The following is a 19,096-nucleotide window of genomic DNA, read 5'->3' on the forward strand; positions in this document are numbered from 1 at the left end:
CCGCCGGTACGCACGATCACCTCGCGACCACGGGAGCCCCCTCTTGGCCATGCCGTCTCGATCCTCGACAGCTACGACGACCAAGCACATCTTCGTCACCGGGGGTGTCGCGTCCTCCCTCGGCAAGGGCCTGACCGCCTCCAGCCTGGGGGCGCTGCTCAAGGCGAGGGGGCTGAGGGTCACGATGCAGAAGCTCGACCCGTACCTGAACGTCGACCCCGGCACGATGAACCCGTTCCAGCACGGTGAGGTGTTCGTCACCAACGACGGTGCCGAGACGGACCTTGACATCGGCCACTACGAGCGTTTCCTGGACGTGGACCTGGACGGGTCCGCCAACGTCACCACGGGACAGGTCTACTCGCAGGTGATCGCCAAGGAGCGGCGCGGCGAGTACCTCGGCGACACCGTCCAGGTCATCCCGCACATCACCAACGAGATCAAGCACCGCATCCGGCGCATGGCGACCGAGGACGTCGACGTCGTCATCACCGAGGTGGGCGGCACCGTCGGCGACATCGAGTCGCTGCCGTTCCTGGAGACCGTCCGCCAGGTCCGCCACGAGGTCGGCCGGGACAACGTCTTCGTGGTGCACATCTCGCTGCTGCCGTACATCGGCCCCTCCGGCGAGCTGAAGACGAAGCCGACCCAGCACTCGGTCGCCGCGCTGCGCAACATCGGTATCCAGCCGGACGCCATCGTGCTGCGCGCCGACCGTGACGTGCCGACCGCCATCAAGCGCAAGATCTCGCTGATGTGCGACGTCGACGAGGCTGCCGTCGTCGCCGCGATCGACGCCAAGTCGATCTACGACATCCCGAAGGTGCTGCACACCGAGGGCCTGGACGCCTACGTCGTGCGGAAGCTGGACCTGCCGTTCCGCGACGTCGACTGGACGACCTGGGACGACCTGCTGGACCGCGTGCACAACCCCGACCACGAGCTCGAGGTCGCGCTCGTCGGCAAGTACATCGACTTGCCCGACGCCTACCTGTCGGTGACCGAGGCGCTGCGCGCGGGCGGGTTCGCCAACCGCGCCCGAGTCAAGATCAAGTGGGTCACGTCGGACGACTGCCGCACCCCGGCCGGTGCCGCGCAGCAACTCGGCGACGTGGACGCGATCTGCATCCCCGGCGGCTTCGGCGACCGCGGCGTCAGCGGCAAGGTCGGCGCGATCCAGTACGCCCGCGAGAACAAGATCCCGCTGCTCGGCCTCTGCCTGGGCCTGCAGTGCATCGTGATCGAAGCCGCGCGCAACCTGGCCGAGATCCCCGAGGCCAACTCGACCGAGTTCGACGCCGCCACCGCCCATCCCGTCATCTCGACGATGGAGGAGCAGCTGGCGTACGTGGAGGGCGCGGGTGACCTGGGTGGCACGATGCGGCTCGGTCTCTACCCGGCGAAGCTCGCCGAGGGCTCGATCGTCCGCGAGGTCTACGCCGACGAGCCGTACGTGGAGGAGCGCCACCGCCACCGCTACGAGGTGAACAACGCCTACCGCGCTGAGCTCGAGAAGAAGGCGGGCATCGTCTTCTCCGGCACCTCCCCGGACAACAAGCTCGTCGAGTACGTCGAGTACCCCCGCGAGGTGCACCCCTATCTGGTGGCGACCCAGGCGCACCCGGAGCTCCGGTCGCGCCCGACCCGTCCGCACCCGCTGTTCGCGGGCCTGATCAAGGCCGCCGTCGAGCGGAAGACGGGCGCGTAGCCGGCAGGCGATACGGTTGGCCGGGGTACGGGACTTTCGGGCCCCGTGCCCCGGTTCCGTTGGGACGGTTGCGTGCGTGCGGGCCCGCCACGGGGCGGTTCGGTAGGTAGTTCGGTACGCGGGAGGACGCTTCATGGCCATCAAGGACATCCCCGAGGAATGGCGGGTCACCGCGACGGCGACCCCGTTTAGGGGGAACAAGACGAGCGTCCGGACCGACGACGTGGTGATGCCCGACGGCTCCACCGCCCGACGCGACTACCAGGTCCACCCCGGTTCCGTGGCGGTCGTCGCGCTCGACGGGAACGATCGCGTCCTGGTGCTGCGCCAGTACCGCCACCCGGTGCGGCACAAGCTCTGGGAGATCCCGGCCGGGCTCCTCGACGTCCCCGGGGAGAACCCGCTGACGGCGGCCCAGCGCGAACTGTACGAGGAGGCCCACGTCAAGGCGGTCGACTGGCGGGTCCTGGTCGACGTCTACACGACGCCCGGCGGCTGTGACGAGGCCGTGCGGATCTTCCTCGCCCGCGACCTCTCCGAGGCGGAGGGGGAGCGGTTCCAGGTCGCCGACGAAGAGGCGGACATGGAGCTCGCCCGGGTACCCCTCGGGGACCTCGTGCGCGGGGCTCTCGCCGGGGACCTGCACAACAACTGCCTGGTGGTCGGCGTGCTCTCGCTGGCCGCCGCGCTGGCCGGCGACGGTGTCGAGTCACTGCGGCCGGCCGAGGCGCCCTGGCCGGCCCGGCCGTTCGACGCCTGAGGCCGCCCGACCGCGTAGCTGGTCCGACGATCGGTTGATCCGATCGAGCGATCCGGTCGCCACGCACCGCCGCGCTCCGCCGGCAGGCCCGCCCGGCTGACTACGCTCGAAGCGCCCGTGTAGACCCGTGCCGGGCTCGGCTCGTGCACCGGCGGACTGGAGCGTGCCCGTGACGGATCAGGTAGTCGGTGGTTTCGGCCACGAACGGACGGGTGAGGCGGGCGAACCGGCCACCGAGGACCACGCTTCGCCGGCCGGACCCGGCAGGCCGGTACCGGGGGGCGACGCCGAGCGTGGCACCGTAAGCGGTGTGGGTGGGCAATTCATCGGACGTCAGCGCGAGTTGAAGGCGCTGCGGGCGGACATCGAGCGGGCCGGACTGGACACGATCGCGGGGCGAAAGGCCCCGCGCGCCAGGGTGTTGCTCATCGCCGGGCGCCCCGGCTCCGGGCGGACCGCCCTCGCCCGCGAACTGGTCCGCCAGCTGGCGCCCGACTACCCCGACGGAGTGCTCCACGCCCGACTCACCGAGCCCGGTGGGAGCCCCGTCCCACCCGGTCGTGCGGCTGGCGACCTGCTCGCGGCCCTCGGGACCGACGTACCGCCGGGCGCGGACGAGGACGTGCTCACCGAGATGCTCCGCGCGGCACTCGCGCACCGCCGCTGCCTGCTCTTGCTCGACGACGCGGACGACGCGGAGCAGGTGGACCCGCTCCTCCCGGACAACTCCGACTGCGTGGTCGTCGCCGTCACACAGGGGCCGCTCACCGGAATCCCCGACGTGCGGCCCTGCACGATCGGCGGCATGGACCCGAAGTCGGCCATCGAGCTGCTGACCCGGTTCACCGACTCGGTACGGGTCACCGTGGATCCGCAGGCCGCGGAGCTGCTCGTGGAACAGTGCGGCGGACAGCCCGCCGCACTGGTGCTGGCCGGTGGCTGGCTGGCCGCCCGTCCCAAGGCCTCCGTCGCCGACGCGACCAAGCGGCTGCGCGGGCTGCCCGACGACCCCGAGCAGCCGGCCGGCGCACGGCCCCTGTCCCGGGCCTTCCGGCTGGTCTACGGTTCGCTGCCGCAGTCGGCAGCCCGGGCGCTGCGGCTCCTCGCCCTCGCCCCGGCGGGTCTGGTCGACGCGCACACCGCGTCCGCCCTGATCGGCTGCTCGGTCACGTCGGCCCGGTCGTTGCTGGAGGACTTCGCCGCTCTCGGGCTCCTGCAGGAGCACACCGCGGACGATCCCGGCCATGTGCCGGACGCCCCGCACCCCCACGGCCAGTACGTGGTTCCGGGCTGCCTCGCCCCCATGCTGCACGTGCTGGTGACCGAGGAGGAGCGGCCCGCCGAGATCCAGCTCGCCCGCGCCCGCATGCTGGAGCGGACCGTGCGGCTGCTGCAGTCCTGTTGGGCGATCACCGAGCCCGAGGGCTCTGCGGCACAACGCAAGCTGGCCGGGCTGCCGCGGGCCATGCGGTTCCCGGGCCCGGGCGCCGCGGACGGATGGCTGCGGTCCCGACAGCAGTCCCTGATGGCCGCAGCGCGCGCCGCCGTGGGGGACGGCGAGCTGGACACCCTGGCCCGCCGGCTGGTCTCGGCCTTCGTCAGGGCGTTGATCGCACACCGGGGTGCCGAAGCCGTGGCCGGAGAGCTCTACGCACTGCACCAGTTGGTCCTCGACGTTGCCGAGCGCCGGGAGCTCCGACGGGAGCAGGCGGCCGCGCTGCTGAACCTCGGAGACCTGGACGCCAGGACGGGCCGCACCGACGAGGCTCTGGACCGCTACCGGTCGGCCCTGGAGATCGCCCGGCGGGCGAACGACCCGTACGCGTACGGCCGGGCCGTGGAATCCGTCGGGGGCACCTACCAGGAGCTGGGGGACTGGCAGCGGGCGGCCGACTGGTACGGTCGCGCGCTCTCCGAGCGGCTGGCGCGGGGGGAGCGGGCCGACGAGGCCCGGCTGTACGGCCGGCTCGGCACCGTGCACACCTACGCGGGCCGCTACGGCGAGGCGCTGCGCAGCTGGCGGGCGGCCGCGGCCGGGTACCGACGACTCGGCGACGTCCCGGGCCATGCGAGGGCGTTGAGCGAAGCCGCCCGGGTGCAGGAGTACGCGGGCCGCCCCGACGAGTCGCTGCGCACCTGCGAGGAGGCCGTGGAGCTGGCGCGGCAGGCCGGCGACCTCCGCCTCCAGGGAGCGCTGCGCCTCAGGCTGGCGGACACGCTGGAGCGGCTGGGGGACCCGGTCGCCGCCAGGATGCATCGCACGGTAGCGGAACAGTTGCTCGGAGGAGAGACCTCCGGCCTGCGAAATCCGTAGTGGTTCAGCCGGAGAATTTTGCTTTGCAAGGCTAGACAGTGCGTCGTCCTTCATTAGACTGGCTGCGCCGGGTGTCCCCCCGGAGACTCCCGTTGCGCGGTGCGCATCCGGGTATGAATGGAAATGCACCACAAATCCCCTGAGCCAAGGACCGTGATCCACGTGAAGGTCGGCATCCCCCGCGAGGTCAAGAACAACGAGTTCCGGGTGGCTATCACCCCTGCTGGAGTGCACGAGCTCGTGCGCTACGGCCACCAGGTCGTCATCGAGGCCAACGCCGGAGTGGGTTCCTCGATCACGGACGAGGAGTTCGTCGCCGCAGGTGCGCAGATCCTGCCCACCGCCGATGAGGTCTGGGCCACCGCTGACCTGCTGCTGAAGGTCAAGGAGCCCATCGCCGAGGAGTACCACCGACTCCGCAAGGACCAGGTCCTCTTCACCTACCTGCACCTCGCCGCCTCCAAGGAGTGCACGGACGCCCTCGTCGAGTCCGGTACGACGGCCATCGCCTACGAGACGGTCGAGCTCCCCAGTCGCGCCCTGCCGCTGCTCGCCCCGATGTCCGAGGTCGCGGGTCGGCTGGCCCCGCAGGTCGGTGCCTACCACCTGATGCGCCCGGCCGGTGGCCGCGGCGTGCTGCCGGGTGGCGTCCCGGGTGTCACCCCCGCGAAGGCCGTCGTGATCGGCGGTGGCGTCTCCGGCTGGAACGCCACCCAGATCGCCGTCGGCATGGGCTTCGAGGTGACCCTGCTGGACCGCGACATCAACAAGCTGCGCGAGGCCGACAAGATCTTCGGCACCAAGGTCAAGGCCGTCATGTCCAACTCCTACGAGCTGGAGAAGGCCGTCCTCGACGCCGACCTGGTCATCGGCGCGGTGCTCATCCCCGGAGCCAAGGCCCCGAAGCTGGTCACCAACGAGCTGGTCTCCCGGATGAAGCCGGGAAGTGTCCTTGTCGACATCGCGATCGACCAGGGCGGTTGCTTCGAGGACTCCCGTCCCACCACGCACGCCGAGCCGACTTTCAAGGTCCACAACTCGGTCTTCTACTGCGTCGCCAACATGCCCGGTGCCGTGCCGAACACCTCTACCAACGCACTCACCAACGCCACGCTGCCGTACATCGTGTCGCTGGCCAACAACGGTTGGGTCGAGGCGCTCCGTCGCGACCCGGCGCTGGCCAAGGGCCTCAACACCCATGACGGCAAGGTCGTTTACAAGGAGGTCGCCGAGGCGCACGGTCTCGAGTCGATCGAGCTGAGCACGCTCCTCGGCTGACGAAGCGATGCACAAGCGGCAGTCCCGGTCAATCGGGGCGGTCAACATTGCGCAAACGGCCGGACCTTGCTGAGCGAGGTCCGGCCCGATGTGTATCCGGCCACTTTGGGGCCGCCTGCTCAACTCGCCCCGAACGTAACCCTTCAGCCGTTTCGCACACGTGCGAATCGCACGGACTGTGTGCTGTGCACCCTTGACAGAGGGGTGTTCGGTTGCCGACACATCGGGCCGGGTCCGGCGGATTGTGTTGCTGCGGAGCGGTGACACGCCATAGAGTCGCCAACCGTCGGCATGGTGCCACGCTGACCTATCGATAAGTTTCCTGGTCACGTCCAAGGAGGTAAGACGACTTGTGAATGAGTCGACATTTTCTCCCGGGGGTGGTCATGCAGGAATGCCAGCGCAGGACCAGGGCCCTGTGTCCGGGCTCGAAGCTGTCGGCTCCGTCGCTGTCCGAACCCTCGCGACCAGCCAGCACATGACGACGACAGCCCACACGATGAAGATGATGGACGGCCAACACGTGAACGCCATGGCCGGCAACGAGAGTGGCCGAGAGTCCACCCACTTCGCCGACTGCGACGAGGTGCCCGAGGGGCACTTCTACGATCCCGACGCCGAGTACGAGCCCGATCCCGAGTACGCGGCCACGCTCGCCCCCGACGCCGCCCGCCAGCGCCGCGAGCGCATCGGTCCCACCGGGCGGCCGCTCCCGTACTTCCCGATCCCGGGCCCGCTGACCGAACACGGTCCCGCGAAGATCATTGCGATGTGCAACCAGAAGGGCGGCGTCGGCAAGACGACGTCGACCATCAACCTGGGTGCCGCGCTCGCCGAGTACGGACGCCGGGTGCTGCTCGTCGACTTCGACCCGCAGGGTGCCCTGTCGGTCGGCCTCGGCGTGAACCCGATGGAGCTCGACCTCACCGTGTACAACCTGCTCATGGAGCGGGGCATGTCCGCGGACGAGGTCCTGCTGAAGACCGCCGTGCCCAACATGGACCTGCTGCCGAGCAACATCGACCTCTCGGCCGCCGAGGTGCAGTTGGTGAGCGAGGTCGCGCGCGAGTCGACGCTGCAGCGCGCGCTGAAGCCGCTGTTGCAGGACTACGACTACATCGTCATCGACTGCCAGCCGTCGCTCGGTCTGCTGACCGTGAACGCCCTGACGGCCGCTCACAAGGTGATCGTGCCGCTGGAATGCGAGTTCTTCGCGCTGCGCGGCGTCGCACTGCTCACCGAGACGATCGAGAAGGTCCAGGAGCGCCTCAACCCCGAGCTGGAGCTCGACGGCATCCTCGCCACGATGTACGACTCTCGCACGGTGCACAGCCGTGAGGTGCTGGCGCGCGTGGTCGAGGCCTTCGACGACCACGTCTACCACACCGTCATCGGTCGCACCGTGCGCTTCCCGGAGACCACGGTCGCCGGCGAGCCCATCACCACGTACGCGTCCAACTCCGTCGGCGCCGCCGCGTATCGCCAGCTCGCCAGGGAGGTGCTCGCCCGGTGTCACGCCGAGTGAGTCTGCCCGGCGCCGACGAGTTGTTCCGTACGACCGGGGGCATGGCGCTGCAGTCGTCCTCCCCACGGCGGGGTGCGGCCGGCGCGAACGGCGAGGCACGCGTACCCGGGCCGGCGGGGGAGAGCGACCCGGTCGAGCACGCCCCGTCCCCACCCTCCTCCACCGCACTGGAGGAACATTCCTCCGCCACCGAGGCGGAGGGGGCAGAACCGCGGAGCCGCGCCGCGGAGGACGAGAAGCCGGCAGCCGCCGGTGCCGCAGTCGGAGCGCCGGAAGGAACGAAGGGCCGGCGCCCGCAGGAGCCCGCGGCGCCGCGCCGCCGCGGGGGCCGGACCCCCGGCCGGCGGCCCAGCGGCCGCGAACGGCACGACGAGAAGATCACGGTCTACGTCTCGGCCGAGGAACTGATGGACCTCGAGCACGCACGTCTGGTGCTCCGCGGCGAGCACGGTCTCGCCGTCGACCGCGGACGCATCGTCCGCGAAGCGGTGGCGGTCGTCCTGGCAGACCTGGAGTCCCGGGGCGACGCGAGCATCCTGGTGCGGCGCCTGCGCGGTCGCTGACGGGGTAGCCTGCGCGCGACGTTCCTTCCGCCCCTGGACCACGATGCCCCCGACTGACGCCGCAGCCACCCCCGAGCCTCCGGGCGGGGGGTCACCCGCGCCGTTGCGCCCGAGCCGCCGCTCCCTGGGCCGCGGTCCGGGCACCGCGCCCCGTCCCACGACGCCCGGAGCGGTACTCGTCCCGGAGGTGGACGCACACCCCGACCACGCAGCCGGCGAGGCCGTGTCGGCCCCGGCCGAGGCGCCCCACTCGTCCGGGGAGCCGGTCGCAGCGCCGACGCCCGGGAGCGGTGAAGCGGATGGCGTGCTCCCGCAGGCGGCGGCCGGCACCGCCGCCACCGGCGGCGCAACGCGCCCCGAGGAGGGGGAGCCGGTGGTGCCCGCCGGCCCGCCGGTCCCGGCGGACGAGGCCGCCGACGTTCCCGCGGTGGCCGCAGCAGGCCCCGGTGAGAGGGAACCCGGCCCGGCCGACGACGGCCGCTTCACCGTACGGCTCGCGAACTTCGAAGGACCGTTCGACCTGCTGCTCCAGCTGATCTCCAAGCACAAGCTGGACGTGACCGAGGTCGCCCTCTCCAAGGTCACCGACGAGTTCATGGCCCACATCCGGGCCATGGGTCCCGACTGGGACCTCGACCAGACCACCGAGTTCCTGGTCGTCGCCGCGACCCTGCTCGACCTGAAGGCGGCCAGACTGCTCCCGGCCGCCGAGGTGGAGGACGAGGCCGACCTCGCGCTGCTGGAAGCCCGGGACCTGCTCTTCGCCCGGCTGCTCCAGTACCGCGCGTACAAGCAGATCGCCGAGATCTTCAACGACCGGCTCGAAGCGGAGGCCAAGCGCTACCCCCGCACCGTCGGGCTGGAACCCCACCACGCCGAGCTGCTGCCCGACGTGGTCATCAACATCGGCGCGGAGGGCTTCGCCAAGCTCGCGGTCAAAGCGATGCAGCCCCGGCCGAAGCCCGCCGTGTACGTCGATCACATCCACGCGCCGCTGGTGAGCGTGCGGGAGCAGGCCGAAGTGGTCGTCCGGCTGCTCCGGGAGCGCGGCAGGGCGAGCTTCCGCGACCTCGTCGCGGACGTCGGCGACACCCTCACCATCGTCGCCCGCTTCCTCGCCCTCCTGGAGCTCTACCGGGAGAAGGCCGTGGCCCTGGACCAGGAGGACGCGCTGGGGGAGCTCGTCGTCACCTGGTCCGGCGGCGATGCGTCGGCCACCGTCACCGATGAATTCGACCGAGCCCCCGAGAACACGGAGGACACGGCATGAGTGACCTCAAGCCCGCCCTCGAAGCCGTCCTCATGGTCGTCGACGAGCCGGCCACCGAAGAGCACCTCGCCAAGGTGCTGGAGCAGCCCAGGCGACAGGTCGCGGACGCCCTCCGCGAGCTCGCGGACGAGTACGCCGTGCAGGGGCGCGGCTTCGAGCTGCGGCTCGTCGCCGGCGGATGGCGCTTCTACACCCGCCCCGAGCACGCCGCGGCGGTCGAGCGCTTCGTCCTCGACGGGCAGCAGGCACGGCTCACCCAGGCCGCCCTGGAGACCCTCGCCGTGGTCGCGTACCGCCAGCCGGTCAGCCGTTCCCGGGTCTCCGCGGTCCGCGGCGTGAACTGCGACGGCGTCATGCGCACCCTCCTCCAGCGCGGTCTGGTCGACGAGGCGGGCACGGAACCCGAAACAGGTGCGATCCTGTACAGGACGACGAACTACTTTCTGGAGCGGATGGGCCTGCGCGGCCTGGACGAGCTCCCGGAGCTCGCGCCCTTCCTCCCCGAGGCGGAGGCGATCGAGGCCGAGACGCTGGAAGGAGTCCCGTCGTTCGATCCGGACGCTCCGGACACCGATGCAGACGACACGACGACGACGGAACTTTGATGCGAAGCAGCGGCAGGAACAGCAGCGGACGCGGCAACCACCGGGGGGCGGAAGGGGGCACCGCCCGGCCGAAGGCCGGAGGATCGCGCGACGACAAGCAGAAGCGTGCGGGCAAGCCCCGTCCCGAGGAGCGCCGCTACGACGTGGGCGGTTCTTCGTCCGACGGTCCGAAGCGGGGGAGGGGCAGTGCCGCCCGCGGAGGCGCCAAGGGCGGGCCCAAGCAGCCCGCCCAGCGCGGCGGCCGCACGGCCCCGGCTCGCTCCCGCGAGTACGACGCCCGCTCGGAGGAGCGCAACCGCGAGCGGTACGCGAACAAGCCCCGCGTCTCTACGCCCAAGACCTTCGGTGACCAGGAGGGCGAGCGGCTGCAGAAGGTGCTCGCCAGGGCCGGCATGGGCTCTCGCCGTGCCTGCGAAGAACTGATCGACGCCGGCCGCGTCGAGGTCAACGGAAAGATCGTCATCGAACAGGGCGTGCGGGTCGACCCGGAGAAGGACGAGATCAAGGTGGACGGGCTCACCGTCGCCACCCAGTCGTACCTGTTCTTCGCGCTGAACAAGCCCGCCGGTGTCGTCTCCACCATGGAGGACCCGGACGGCCGCCAGTGCCTCGGTGACTACGTCACCAACCGCGAGACCCGCCTCTTCCACGTGGGCCGGCTGGACACCGAGACCGAGGGCATCATCCTGCTCACCAACCACGGCGAGCTCGCGCACCGGCTGACCCACCCCAAGTACGGCGTCCAGAAGACCTACCTGGCCGCCATCCAGGGACCGCTTCCGCGTGAGGTGGGCCGTCGGCTCAAGGACGGCATCCAGCTGGAGGACGGTTACGCGCGCGCCGACCACTTCCGGGTCGTCGAGCAGACCGGCAAGAACTACCTGGTCGAGGTCACGCTCCACGAGGGCCGCAAGCACATCGTCCGCCGCATGCTGGCCGAGGCGGGATTCCCCGTCGACAAGCTCGTCCGCACCGCCTTCGGCCCGATCACGCTCGGCGACCAGAAGTCGGGCTGGCTGCGCCGGCTGACCAACACCGAGGTCGGCATGCTGATGAAGGAGGTCGGCCTCTAACAGGGCCGCGGCACCGAGGTCCGGCAACGTCCGGCGCGGTCGCGGAGCGAGCCGCGGGTGACTTCGTTGCCCGCGGGGCACGGCCGGCGACAGCAGCCGGGTCCTGCTGCTCGCACGGTGCCGTGGTTCCCGGCGGGACGCGGGCGCGCCGCCTCCGGGTGGGAGCCTGCCGTGCCCCCTGGGCTCCGTCCGGGTCCAGCGGTCTGCGAAGGCGGGAACGGGGTCCGCACGGTCGGCGCTGCCGGCGTGCCGGTCCGTGCCCGTCGGACGGGCTGGAGACGGGCGCCCGCCACCGCGCCCGCTCGGGCGTGGGCCCGTCTCCCTGCTCGTGGGCGCGGGACGCGCAGGGGGGGCTGCGAGGAGCTCCGCCGGTGCCGTGGGGCTGGAGCGCGTCGCAACGTGGCCGGGTCCCGCGGAGCGTTGCCCCGGCGGGCCGCGCGGCGGACCGGGCCGCGTCCGTCATTCCGCGGCGTCGTCATGCTTCCGCGCGAGCCCGGCGCCGCGGTCCTCGTCCCGCGGTCCGTGCGTCTGGAGGAACAGGACGGGGCCGCTGCCGAGGCGGCGGTCCCCTGCCATGGCGAGGGTCGCGGCGAAGGCCTTCGCCGTGTAGACGGGTTCGAGGCGCAACCACCCGCCGCCCTCCGCGAGGCGGTGCGCCGCGCGGGCCTGCGGGGTGGTGCGTCCGTATCCCGGCCCCAACCAGTCCCGCACCATCGTCACGTCACCGGGGGCGAGTCGGGCCGGCGGAAGGTCCGCGCCCCGGTCGCGGAGCAGCCGTTCCGTCCGGTGGGCCAGGGTGACGACGGAGTACGCGTCGAGCCGGAGCGTGTCGTTGACGACCACGCCGACCACTCGGGTGCGCTCCAGCCCCGCGAGCCGCAGTCCCAGAGCGAGGCCCGCGGCCGTTCCGCCCGAGCCGACGGCGGTGACCACGTGGGAGGGTTCGGGGAGGACCCCCGTCGACACCTGCTCCGCGATCTCGAAGGCGGCTTCGACGTATCCGAGGGTTCCGATCGGGGCGGAGCCGCCTGCCGGCAGGAAGTACGGCCGGCGGCCGCGCCTGGTGTGCCGTAGGAAGAGCCACGGTGCGGAAGCGACGGTCCGGCCCTTGGTGCGGGTGAAGTGCAACGCCGCCCCCGAGCGCCGCAACCGCGCGAGTTGCTCCCGCACGTGGTCGTCGACCGGCTGGTCGATCAGCGCGATGGCGGTGTGCAGTCCCTGCTCCCGGGCGTAGAGGGCAGTAGCCAGGCCCCAGTTCGTGCCGAGACCACCCACGGTGAGGATCGTGCGGGCGCCCCGTCGGTGCACGTCGGGGAGGATCCACTCCAGCTTGCGGACCTTGTTGCCGCCCCAACCCCCCGAGCCGAACCCGCTTTCGTCCTTGCACCACACCGAGGCGCCGTCCGCGACCCCGGGCAGCTCGAACACGGGGGTCGGGCCGTCGCCGAGCGGGACGTGCGGCAGGGAAACGGCCAACTGCGGACACCGCCCGTGCAGCAGCGCGGTCATTCCGGCTGTCCCTTCGGGGAGGTCGGCGGGACGCACCAAATGTCACGGGGCGTGTGCACGGTGCGGTTCGTCGGTTGGCGCGCCCGGTCAGGTTAGCGGTGGCCCTCCGGGGCGTACAGGAGCACGTCGCTGCCCGTGGCCCGGACGCCGGTTCCCCGGGCGCTTGTCCTCACCTCTCCTTGCCTTTATAGTCAACTTGACTCTTAAGGAGGGTGGAGTGGGCCTCGCGGATGTGGTGGAGCCTTTGCAGCGACCGCTGTTCACCTGGCTCGGCACCCCGGTCAGCTGGACCGAAGTCCTCGGTTTCGCGAGCGGTGCGCTCTGCGTCTGGCTCGTCGCCCGTCAGCACATCGCCAACTGGCCCATCGGCATCGCCAACAACGTCCTGTTCGTCCTGCTGTTCACCCAGGCCGGCCTGTACGCCGATGCGGTGCTGCAGGTCGTCTTCATCACCCTCGCCGCCTACGGCTGGTGGACCTGGACCCACGGGGGTGGACCAGGCTCCGACGTCCTGCCGGTACGTCGCACCGCGCGCGCCGAATGGGCGTGGCTGCTCGCGGCGGGGGTGGTGGGCACCCTCGGCCTGACGCTGCTCCTCCGCGGCACCACCGACTCGACCGTCCCCTTCTGGGACGCGACCACCACCGTGCTCTCCCTCGTGGCGACGTACGGACAGTGCCGCAAACGGGTGGAATCCTGGTGGCTGTGGATCGCCGCGGACGTCGTGTACGTACCGTTGTACGCGTACAAGGAGCTGTACCTCACCGCACTGCTCTACGCGGGATTCCTGGCCCTGTGCGTACACGGACTGCGCGCCTGGTCCCGTGATCTGACCGCAGGGCACCCACGTCCGGTGGAGGTGGCGGCATGACGCGCTACCGGCACGGCCTGGTGCTCGGCAAGTTCTACCCGCCCCACGCGGGACACCACCACCTCGTGCGCACCGCGCGTGACCGCTGCGAGCGCCTCACCGTGCTCGTCTGCGCCTCCTCCGTCGAATCGGTCCCCCTGGAAGACCGCATGGCATGGATGGGTGAAGTGCACCCCGACGTCCGGGTCGTGGGCGCCATCGACAACACCCCCGTCGACCTGACCGACCCGGCCGTCTGGGACGCGCACATGGCGGTGTTCCGCGCGGCCGTTCCCGGCCGAGTGGACGCCGTCTTCACCTCCGAGCCGTACGGGCCCGAGCTGGGGCGCAGGTTCCGCGCCGACGCCGTCTGCGTCGACGCCGACCGTACGGTCTTCCCCGTCTCCGGCACGGCCGTGCGCAAGGACCCGGTCGGCTGCTGGGACTACCTCGAACCTCCGGTGCGCGCCGCCCTCGCCCGCCGGGTCGTCGTCCTCGGAGCCGAATCGACCGGCACCACGACCCTGGCCAGGGCGCTCACCGCGCACTTCAGGGCACGGGGTGGCGTCTGGTCCCGCACGGCCTGCGTCGCCGAGTACGGCAGGGAGTTCAGCGAGCACAAGCTCGCCGCATTGCGGGCCGAACAGCCCGGGGCGACCTGGTCCGACGTCCGGTTCCACAGCGACGACTTCCCGCTGATCGCACGCCGGCAGACCGAACGGGAGGACGCGGCGGCCCGTACCGGCTCACCGGTACTGGTCTGCGACACCGACGCGTTCGCCACGACCGTCTGGCACGAGCGCTACCTGGGGGCCCCGCACGAAGAGGTCGCCGAGATCGCCGCGCGGGGCCGCGGTGACCTGTGGTTGCTCACCGACCACCGGGGGGTGCCCTTCGAGGACGACGGGTTGCGGGACGGCGAGCACCTGCGGCCCTGGATGACCGCGCGCTTCGCCGACCGACTCGCCCGCACCGGCCGAAGGTTCGCCACCCTCAGCGGCTCGCGCGAGCAGCGCCTGGCGAAGGCGGTGTCGGCCGTCGACGAACTCCTCGCGGAGGGCTGGCAGTTCGCCGGTCCGCTCCCCGAGAGGCGGTGAACGGCCGTGAGCGAGCAACCAGGTCCCGCAACCTACGACCCCCACGCCTTCCCGCCCTTCGCCGTCACCGTCGACCTCGCCGTCTTCACGGTGCGCGACGGCGAGCTCCAGGTGCTGCTCATCGAACGCGGCCAGGAGCCGTACAAAGGCGACTTGGCCCTTCCCGGGGGGTTCATCCTGCCCGGTGAATCGGCCGGCCAGGCCGCCCGCCGCGAACTCGCCGAGGAAACCGGCCTGGCGGCGGACACCGCTGCCGCACTCCACCTCGAACAGCTGCGCACCTACAGCGACCCGGACCGCGACCCCCGGATGCGTGTCGTGTCCGTGGCGTACGCGGCCCTCGTCCCCGATCTGCCCGAGCCGCAGGGCGGGGGCGATGCCGCTCACGCCCAGTGGACGCCCTATCGGAGCCACGGACGGCTCGCCTTCGACCACGACCGCATCCTCTCCGACGCCCACGACCGCGTCGGTGCCAAGCTCGAGTACACGTGCCTCGCCACTGCCTTCTGCCCCGCCGAGTTCACCCTCGGCGAGCTGCGGCAGGTGTACGAGACCGTCTGGGGCGTCGAACTCGACCGTCCCAATTTCCGGCGCAAGGTCCTCACCACACCGGGCTTCGTCGAGGCCGTCGCGGGAGGAGCGCGCCTGACCGGCGGCCGTGGGAAACCGGCCGCGCTCTACCGGGCGGGGCCGGCGAACGCCCTGCATCCTCCACTGCTGCGACCGGAAGGACGGCATTCGACATGACCGCCACGAGGACCATCACCAAGCAGGCTGCCACCGGGACCCTGACCGGACTGGCGCTCGGCGACGCACTGGGCTTCCCCACCGAGTTCAACGACGTGCCGTCGATCCTCGCCAAATGCGGGCCGTGGCGCGAGATGGCGCTGCCGCAGCCCGCGGTCGTCACCGACGACACCCAGATGACCCTGGCCCTCGCACGCGGCATACGCACCGCGATGGGCCGGGGGCTGCTCACTCCGTTGCGACTGACCCGGCCCGTGCGCGAGGAGTTCGTCGACTGGTACCACTCCCCGGCCAACAACCGGGCCCCCGGCCGCACCTGCCTGGTCGCCTGCCACAAGCTGGACAGCGACATGCCCTGGCAGGAGGCCAGCCAGATCGCGTCCAAGGGCTGCGGTGCCAACATGCGGGTCGCACCCGTGGGGCTCGTACCGGGCCTCAGTGAGGGACAGCGATCCGGCGCCGCCCAGCTGCAGGCGGCACTCACCCACGGCCATCCGACCGCCCTCGCCGCCTCCGACCTCACGGCCCGCGCCGTGTTCCTGCTGGCACAGGGCACGGAACCGCAGGGTCTGGTCGGGCGGCTACGCGGTTACGCGTACGAGAACCGATCCCGCTACGACCACCTCTGGCTCGGTGACCTGTGGGCGTACGCCCACGACGCGACGCCCGAGGCGTTCATCGAGCGCGGCTGGGACGAGTGCCTGGTGGCCCTCGAACGACTCGCCTCCGCACTGCGCGACCCCGACCCGGAGGCCGACCCGTGCCTGGCGACCGGAGACGGATGGGTCGCGGAGGAAGCGCTCGCCACCGCCCTGCACTGCTTCCTGCTCTTCCCCGAGCGGCCCGTCACGGCGCTCCGGCGCGCGGCCTGCACCCGGGGCGACTCCGATTCGATCGCCTGCCTGGCCGGGGCGTTCGCGGGGGCGCACCTGGGGGCGTCGGCCTGGCCCAAGGAATGGGCGGAGCGCATCGAGTACCGCAGCGAACTGTTGACACTGGGGGCGCTCTGGGATGCTTGATCCATGGTGGACGCCCTCGGCATGGACCTCGCACCCATCGTCGACGAGCAGCCCGATCCCCTGCTGTTCGCCACCGTCTCGGGTGCCCACCTGTACGGATTTCCGTCCAGGGACTCGGACGTCGACATCAGGGGAGCGCATCTGCTGCCCGTGGAGCGGCTGATCGGGCTCCGCGAGCCGGAGGAGACCCGGTCCCGGATGTGGGAACGGGACGGGATCGAGATGGACCTCGTCAGCCACGACCTGCGCAAGTTCGTCCGGTTGATGCTGCGGCGCAACGGTTATGTCCTGGAGCAGTTGCTCTCCCCCCTCGTGGTCCACACGACGGACGCGCACGCGGAGCTCGTGTCGCTCGCGCCTACGGTCCTGACCAGCCACCACGCGCACCACTACCGCGGCTTCGCGGGCACCCAACGGCGTCTCTTCGACAAGAACGGCGAACTGAAGGCGCTGCTCTACACGTTCCGGGCGCTGCTCACCGGTATTCACCTGATGCGCACCGGCGAGGTGCAGCCCCACCTCCCCACGCTCCTGCAGGAGGTGAAGGCACCGGCGTACCTGCCCGAGCTCATCGCGGCGAAGGCGGACGCCGAACACGGCCGGGCGGTGATCGACACCGCTTCCGTCGGCACGGACGTCGACTCACTGCACGCCACTCTGGACGAGGCACAGGCCGAGACGTCCCTGCCGGCCGAGCAGTCGGCGACCGCCGCCCTGCACGACTTCGTGGTGAGGGCCCGCACCGAGCGCGCTGCTGCGGTGCCCGCGCAGCGCGACGCGTCTCCTGCCTGAGTCGGAGGCCGGCGTCCCTCACCGGGGCTCGCCATCCGGTTCCTCCTGCCGGCCGCCGGGCCGGTGCCACGGGGCGTCAGCGGCGGGTGCCGACGGGCGTCGTCCCCGTGCGCACACCTCCGTGCGCGTGTCACGGGGCGTCAGCAGCCGTGTGGTCAGGGCCCGGACAGGCCGGCTGATGCACGCCGTGTGCGCACCAGGAAGTCCTCCACGCGGGCCCGGTCCGGCCCGTCCGGGAGCGGGGTGTTGAGCGCGGCGGCGTCCGCTTCCGCGACGAGGCGGTTCATCAGGGACTCGACCTCCTCCCACGGCACTTCGCCCCGCTTCACCGCGAGCAGCCGGTCGCGGTCGCCGCCGACGTCGACGGCGAGCCGGCCCGTGCGCAGCAAGTCGCGGCTGCTCGCCAGCAGGCGCACCAGGTGCATGGCGTGCTTCCAACGGGGCGCACCGTGCTGTCGGACGTCCGCTTCCAGTTTGCGGCGCTGCCCGGCCGCGTAGCGTGCGAACGTCACGTGGACCTGGCGGGACAGGAACGCGTCGCGCAGCGCCAGGAGTTCACGTCCGGTGTCGTCCACGTGCTCGACGAGCGGGGAGTGGAGGCACTCCAGGACGTTCGGGTTGGCGCGCAGCGCCAGCTCGCAGAAGCGCTCCAGTTCCCAGGAGAACTGCTCCGGTGCGGGACCCTCGACGTGTGTCGGGGGCTTGTCGAAGCGCCAGTACAGCGGCGTCGGGGCGAGGAAGACGCCGCGGCGGTCGGTGTCGCTGTCGTCCGTCGCCAGGCCGAAGGCGCGGGAGCCCATGACGCAGGAGTAGATCATGTGGTCGCGCACCAGGCCCTCGGGAGTCATGCGGCAAGGCTACGGGCGGCACCCGCCAGGCCCTACACCAGGCGGATCTCGTTCCCTGACACGGTGATCCGCTTCGGTGCCAGCGGTCGCTGGGCGGGTCCCCGGGCCACCGAGCCGTCCGTGATGCGGAACCTACTGCCGTGGCACGGGCAGTCGATGGTGCCGTTCGCCACCTCGTTCACGGTGCAGCCCTGGTGGGTGCAGATCGCACTGAACGCCTTGAAGTCACCCTGCACCGGCTGGGTCACCACGACCTTCTGTGCGGCGAAGACCTTGCCGCCCCCTTCGGGCACCTCCCCGGTGGTGCCCAACGGCTCGCCCGCGGGTGGCGGGGCGCTGCCCGGCGTCCGTGCGGTGGGCGGCGACGGCGGCGAGGCCGGGGCGAAGGACTCGCCGCCGCTCTTCTCCCCGTACCGGGTGCACCCCGCCACCACGGCGGCGGCGCCGGTCACCAGGACCGTGCGGCGGGTGGTTGCCGCACTGCCGCTCACGTGGTCGCTCCCATGGTCGCGTTCCTTCATCTCGTCACTCCGAACGTGCGGAAGAACCAAAGCGCCGAGGTCAGCCAGAGCATCGCGAGCGACGCGAAGACCAGCCCGCCGACGACTGGCACCAGCCACCCCGGCAGTCGCTCCATGCGCAACAGCAACATTTTCGCGCTGAACGCGCCGAAGAAGAAGCAGCCGAGCAACGAGTGCCACAGAGCCCGCGGGGTCGCCGTCTGGAAGCCCAGTGCGTACAGGCAGTGCACGGCCACGGGCACGGTCACCAGGAACGCCGCCCGGCCCGACCAACGGTGCAGTGCGGGCGTCCAGTCCCCGGCCCGCACGCCCGGCAGCTGCCCGTACATCGTGAGCGCGGTGACGAGCTGGACGAGTCCGAGGGTGAGCGCCGCCGTGGCGAGCCAGGCCTTCACCGCACTCGGGCTGCTGAAGCCGGCCAGATTGAAGGCGGTCCCGGACGGGGCGTGCACGCTTCCGTACGCCCCGAGACCGACCGCCACGGCCGCCGCGACCAGTGCAGGGACGAGATAGCGCGCCGCACCGGGAGCTGCCGCCCCGGGCGCGGGCGGACGTGGTGGCGGCGGTGGCGGTGGCGGGTATGCGCCGCCCGGCGCATTCGGGTCCACGGTCATGGG

The 19,096-nt window shown here is 71.4% G+C and carries 18 protein-coding genes; 14 read left to right on the top strand and 4 right to left on the bottom strand.

Translation table 11 applies throughout. From position 1 onward, the window contains the following. Positions 1–49: 49 nt before the first annotated feature. From ACFXOM_RS10780 to ACFXOM_RS10820, 9 genes are all read left to right on the top strand, one after another. Positions 50–1,708, top strand: a complete 1,659-nt coding sequence (locus tag ACFXOM_RS10780) for a CTP synthase (RefSeq protein ID WP_384940472.1) — start codon at positions 50–52, stop codon at positions 1,706–1,708. Positions 1,709–1,841: 133 nt separating this feature from the next. Next, on the top strand, positions 1,842–2,468 hold the full coding sequence (locus ACFXOM_RS10785) for an NUDIX domain-containing protein (RefSeq protein WP_384940470.1): 627 nt from the start codon (positions 1,842–1,844) through the stop codon (positions 2,466–2,468). Between the two features lie 169 nt (positions 2,469–2,637). Further along, positions 2,638–4,782: a tetratricopeptide repeat protein gene (locus tag ACFXOM_RS10790; protein ID WP_384940468.1), complete on the top strand. Its 2,145-nt coding sequence runs from the start codon at positions 2,638–2,640 to the stop codon at positions 4,780–4,782. 162 nt (positions 4,783–4,944) lie between these two features. Continuing rightward, on the top strand, positions 4,945–6,060 hold the full coding sequence (gene ald / locus ACFXOM_RS10795; protein ID WP_384940507.1) for an alanine dehydrogenase: 1,116 nt from the start codon (positions 4,945–4,947) through the stop codon (positions 6,058–6,060). 394 nt (positions 6,061–6,454) lie between these two features. Further along, positions 6,455–7,585, top strand: coding sequence for a ParA family protein (locus ACFXOM_RS10800; RefSeq protein WP_384940466.1), 1,131 nt, complete (start codon positions 6,455–6,457; stop codon positions 7,583–7,585). Beyond that, complete coding sequence (locus tag ACFXOM_RS10805; RefSeq protein ID WP_385037689.1) at positions 7,570–8,148, top strand: hypothetical protein; 579 nt, start codon at positions 7,570–7,572, stop codon at positions 8,146–8,148. The genes ACFXOM_RS10800 and ACFXOM_RS10805 overlap by 16 nt, the downstream gene beginning before the upstream one ends. A 43-nt stretch (positions 8,149–8,191) precedes the next feature. Continuing rightward, positions 8,192–9,418 carry a segregation/condensation protein A gene (locus tag ACFXOM_RS10810; protein ID WP_385037690.1) on the top strand — a complete coding sequence of 409 codons (1,227 nt, stop codon included), beginning with the start codon at positions 8,192–8,194 and terminating at the stop codon, positions 9,416–9,418. Next, a complete protein-coding gene (scpB, locus tag ACFXOM_RS10815) occupies positions 9,415–10,023 on the top strand; it encodes an SMC-Scp complex subunit ScpB (RefSeq protein WP_384940461.1) in 609 nt (202 codons plus the stop codon). The genes ACFXOM_RS10810 and scpB overlap by 4 nt, the downstream gene beginning before the upstream one ends. Beyond that, entirely contained in the window at positions 10,023–11,096 is a 1,074-nt protein-coding gene (locus tag ACFXOM_RS10820; RefSeq protein ID WP_384940459.1) for a pseudouridine synthase, read from the top strand. The genes scpB and ACFXOM_RS10820 overlap by 1 nt, the downstream gene beginning before the upstream one ends. A gap of 459 nt (positions 11,097–11,555) precedes the next feature. On the opposite strand, the gene ACFXOM_RS10825 is transcribed toward ACFXOM_RS10820, so the two are convergent. Beyond that, complete coding sequence (locus ACFXOM_RS10825; RefSeq protein ID WP_384940457.1) at positions 11,556–12,605, bottom strand: 1-aminocyclopropane-1-carboxylate deaminase/D-cysteine desulfhydrase; 1,050 nt, start codon at positions 12,603–12,605, stop codon at positions 11,556–11,558. Between the two features lie 217 nt (positions 12,606–12,822). Here ACFXOM_RS10825 and pnuC point away from each other — a divergent pair, with 217 nt between their 5' ends. From pnuC to ACFXOM_RS10850, 5 genes are read left to right on the top strand one after another with little or no spacing between them, the layout of a single operon-like run. Continuing rightward, positions 12,823–13,476, top strand: coding sequence for a nicotinamide riboside transporter PnuC (gene pnuC, locus ACFXOM_RS10830; RefSeq protein WP_384940455.1), 654 nt, complete (start codon positions 12,823–12,825; stop codon positions 13,474–13,476). Continuing rightward, complete coding sequence (locus ACFXOM_RS10835) at positions 13,473–14,552, top strand: AAA family ATPase (RefSeq protein ID WP_384940453.1); 1,080 nt, start codon at positions 13,473–13,475, stop codon at positions 14,550–14,552. The genes pnuC and ACFXOM_RS10835 overlap by 4 nt, the downstream gene beginning before the upstream one ends. 6 nt (positions 14,553–14,558) lie before the next feature. Next, positions 14,559–15,299: an NUDIX domain-containing protein gene (locus ACFXOM_RS10840; RefSeq protein ID WP_384943938.1), complete on the top strand. Its 741-nt coding sequence runs from the start codon at positions 14,559–14,561 to the stop codon at positions 15,297–15,299. Continuing rightward, complete coding sequence (locus tag ACFXOM_RS10845) at positions 15,296–16,318, top strand: ADP-ribosylglycohydrolase family protein (RefSeq protein WP_384940449.1); 1,023 nt, start codon at positions 15,296–15,298, stop codon at positions 16,316–16,318. The genes ACFXOM_RS10840 and ACFXOM_RS10845 overlap by 4 nt, the downstream gene beginning before the upstream one ends. Positions 16,319–16,321: 3 nt before the next feature. Then, positions 16,322–17,110 (top strand): DNA polymerase beta superfamily protein, encoded by a 789-nt coding sequence (locus ACFXOM_RS10850; RefSeq protein ID WP_384943936.1) that lies wholly within the window; start codon positions 16,322–16,324, stop codon positions 17,108–17,110. 155 nt (positions 17,111–17,265) lie between these two features. Here the strand turns inward: ACFXOM_RS10850 and ACFXOM_RS10855 are convergent, their stop codons facing one another. The 3 genes from ACFXOM_RS10855 to ACFXOM_RS10865 are packed head-to-tail and all read right to left on the bottom strand — an operon-like array spanning position 17,266 to position 19,093. After that, positions 17,266–17,958 carry a DNA polymerase beta superfamily protein gene (locus ACFXOM_RS10855; RefSeq protein ID WP_384943934.1) on the bottom strand — a complete coding sequence of 231 codons (693 nt, stop codon included), beginning with the start codon at positions 17,956–17,958 and terminating at the stop codon, positions 17,266–17,268. A gap of 32 nt (positions 17,959–17,990) precedes the next feature. After that, positions 17,991–18,479, bottom strand: a complete 489-nt coding sequence (locus ACFXOM_RS10860; protein ID WP_384943931.1) for a Rieske (2Fe-2S) protein — start codon at positions 18,477–18,479, stop codon at positions 17,991–17,993. Then, on the bottom strand, positions 18,476–19,093 hold the full coding sequence (locus tag ACFXOM_RS10865; RefSeq protein ID WP_384943929.1) for a DUF6529 family protein: 618 nt from the start codon (positions 19,091–19,093) through the stop codon (positions 18,476–18,478). The genes ACFXOM_RS10860 and ACFXOM_RS10865 overlap by 4 nt, the downstream gene beginning before the upstream one ends. Positions 19,094–19,096: the final 3 nt, after the last annotated feature.

Source organism: Streptomyces sp. NPDC059169 (genome assembly GCF_042755225.1).
Classification (GTDB): Bacteria; Actinomycetota; Actinomycetes; order Streptomycetales; family Streptomycetaceae; genus Streptomyces.

Excerpts from the sequence above, each read along its gene's own strand:
- ACFXOM_RS10855 (WP_384943934.1), bottom strand. The coding sequence starts at position 17,958 with ATGACTCCCGAGGGCCTGGTGCGCGACCACATGATCTACTCCTGCGTC.
- ACFXOM_RS10810 (WP_385037690.1), top strand. The coding sequence starts at position 8,192 with ATGCCCCCGACTGACGCCGCAGCCACCCCCGAGCCTCCGGGCGGGGGG.
- ACFXOM_RS10825 (WP_384940457.1), bottom strand. The coding sequence starts at position 12,605 with ATGACCGCGCTGCTGCACGGGCGGTGTCCGCAGTTGGCCGTTTCCCTG.
- ACFXOM_RS10865 (WP_384943929.1), bottom strand. The coding sequence starts at position 19,093 with ATGACCGTGGACCCGAATGCGCCGGGCGGCGCATACCCGCCACCGCCA.
- ACFXOM_RS10785 (WP_384940470.1), top strand. The coding sequence starts at position 1,842 with ATGGCCATCAAGGACATCCCCGAGGAATGGCGGGTCACCGCGACGGCG.
- ACFXOM_RS10780 (WP_384940472.1), top strand. The coding sequence starts at position 50 with ATGCCGTCTCGATCCTCGACAGCTACGACGACCAAGCACATCTTCGTC.
- ACFXOM_RS10835 (WP_384940453.1), top strand. The coding sequence starts at position 13,473 with ATGACGCGCTACCGGCACGGCCTGGTGCTCGGCAAGTTCTACCCGCCC.
- ACFXOM_RS10820 (WP_384940459.1), top strand. The coding sequence starts at position 10,023 with ATGCGAAGCAGCGGCAGGAACAGCAGCGGACGCGGCAACCACCGGGGG.
- scpB (WP_384940461.1), top strand. The coding sequence starts at position 9,415 with ATGAGTGACCTCAAGCCCGCCCTCGAAGCCGTCCTCATGGTCGTCGAC.
- ACFXOM_RS10860 (WP_384943931.1), bottom strand. The coding sequence starts at position 18,479 with ATGAAGGAACGCGACCATGGGAGCGACCACGTGAGCGGCAGTGCGGCA.
- ACFXOM_RS10850 (WP_384943936.1), top strand. The coding sequence starts at position 16,322 with ATGGTGGACGCCCTCGGCATGGACCTCGCACCCATCGTCGACGAGCAG.
- ACFXOM_RS10800 (WP_384940466.1), top strand. The coding sequence starts at position 6,455 with ATGCCAGCGCAGGACCAGGGCCCTGTGTCCGGGCTCGAAGCTGTCGGC.
- ACFXOM_RS10845 (WP_384940449.1), top strand. The coding sequence starts at position 15,296 with ATGACCGCCACGAGGACCATCACCAAGCAGGCTGCCACCGGGACCCTG.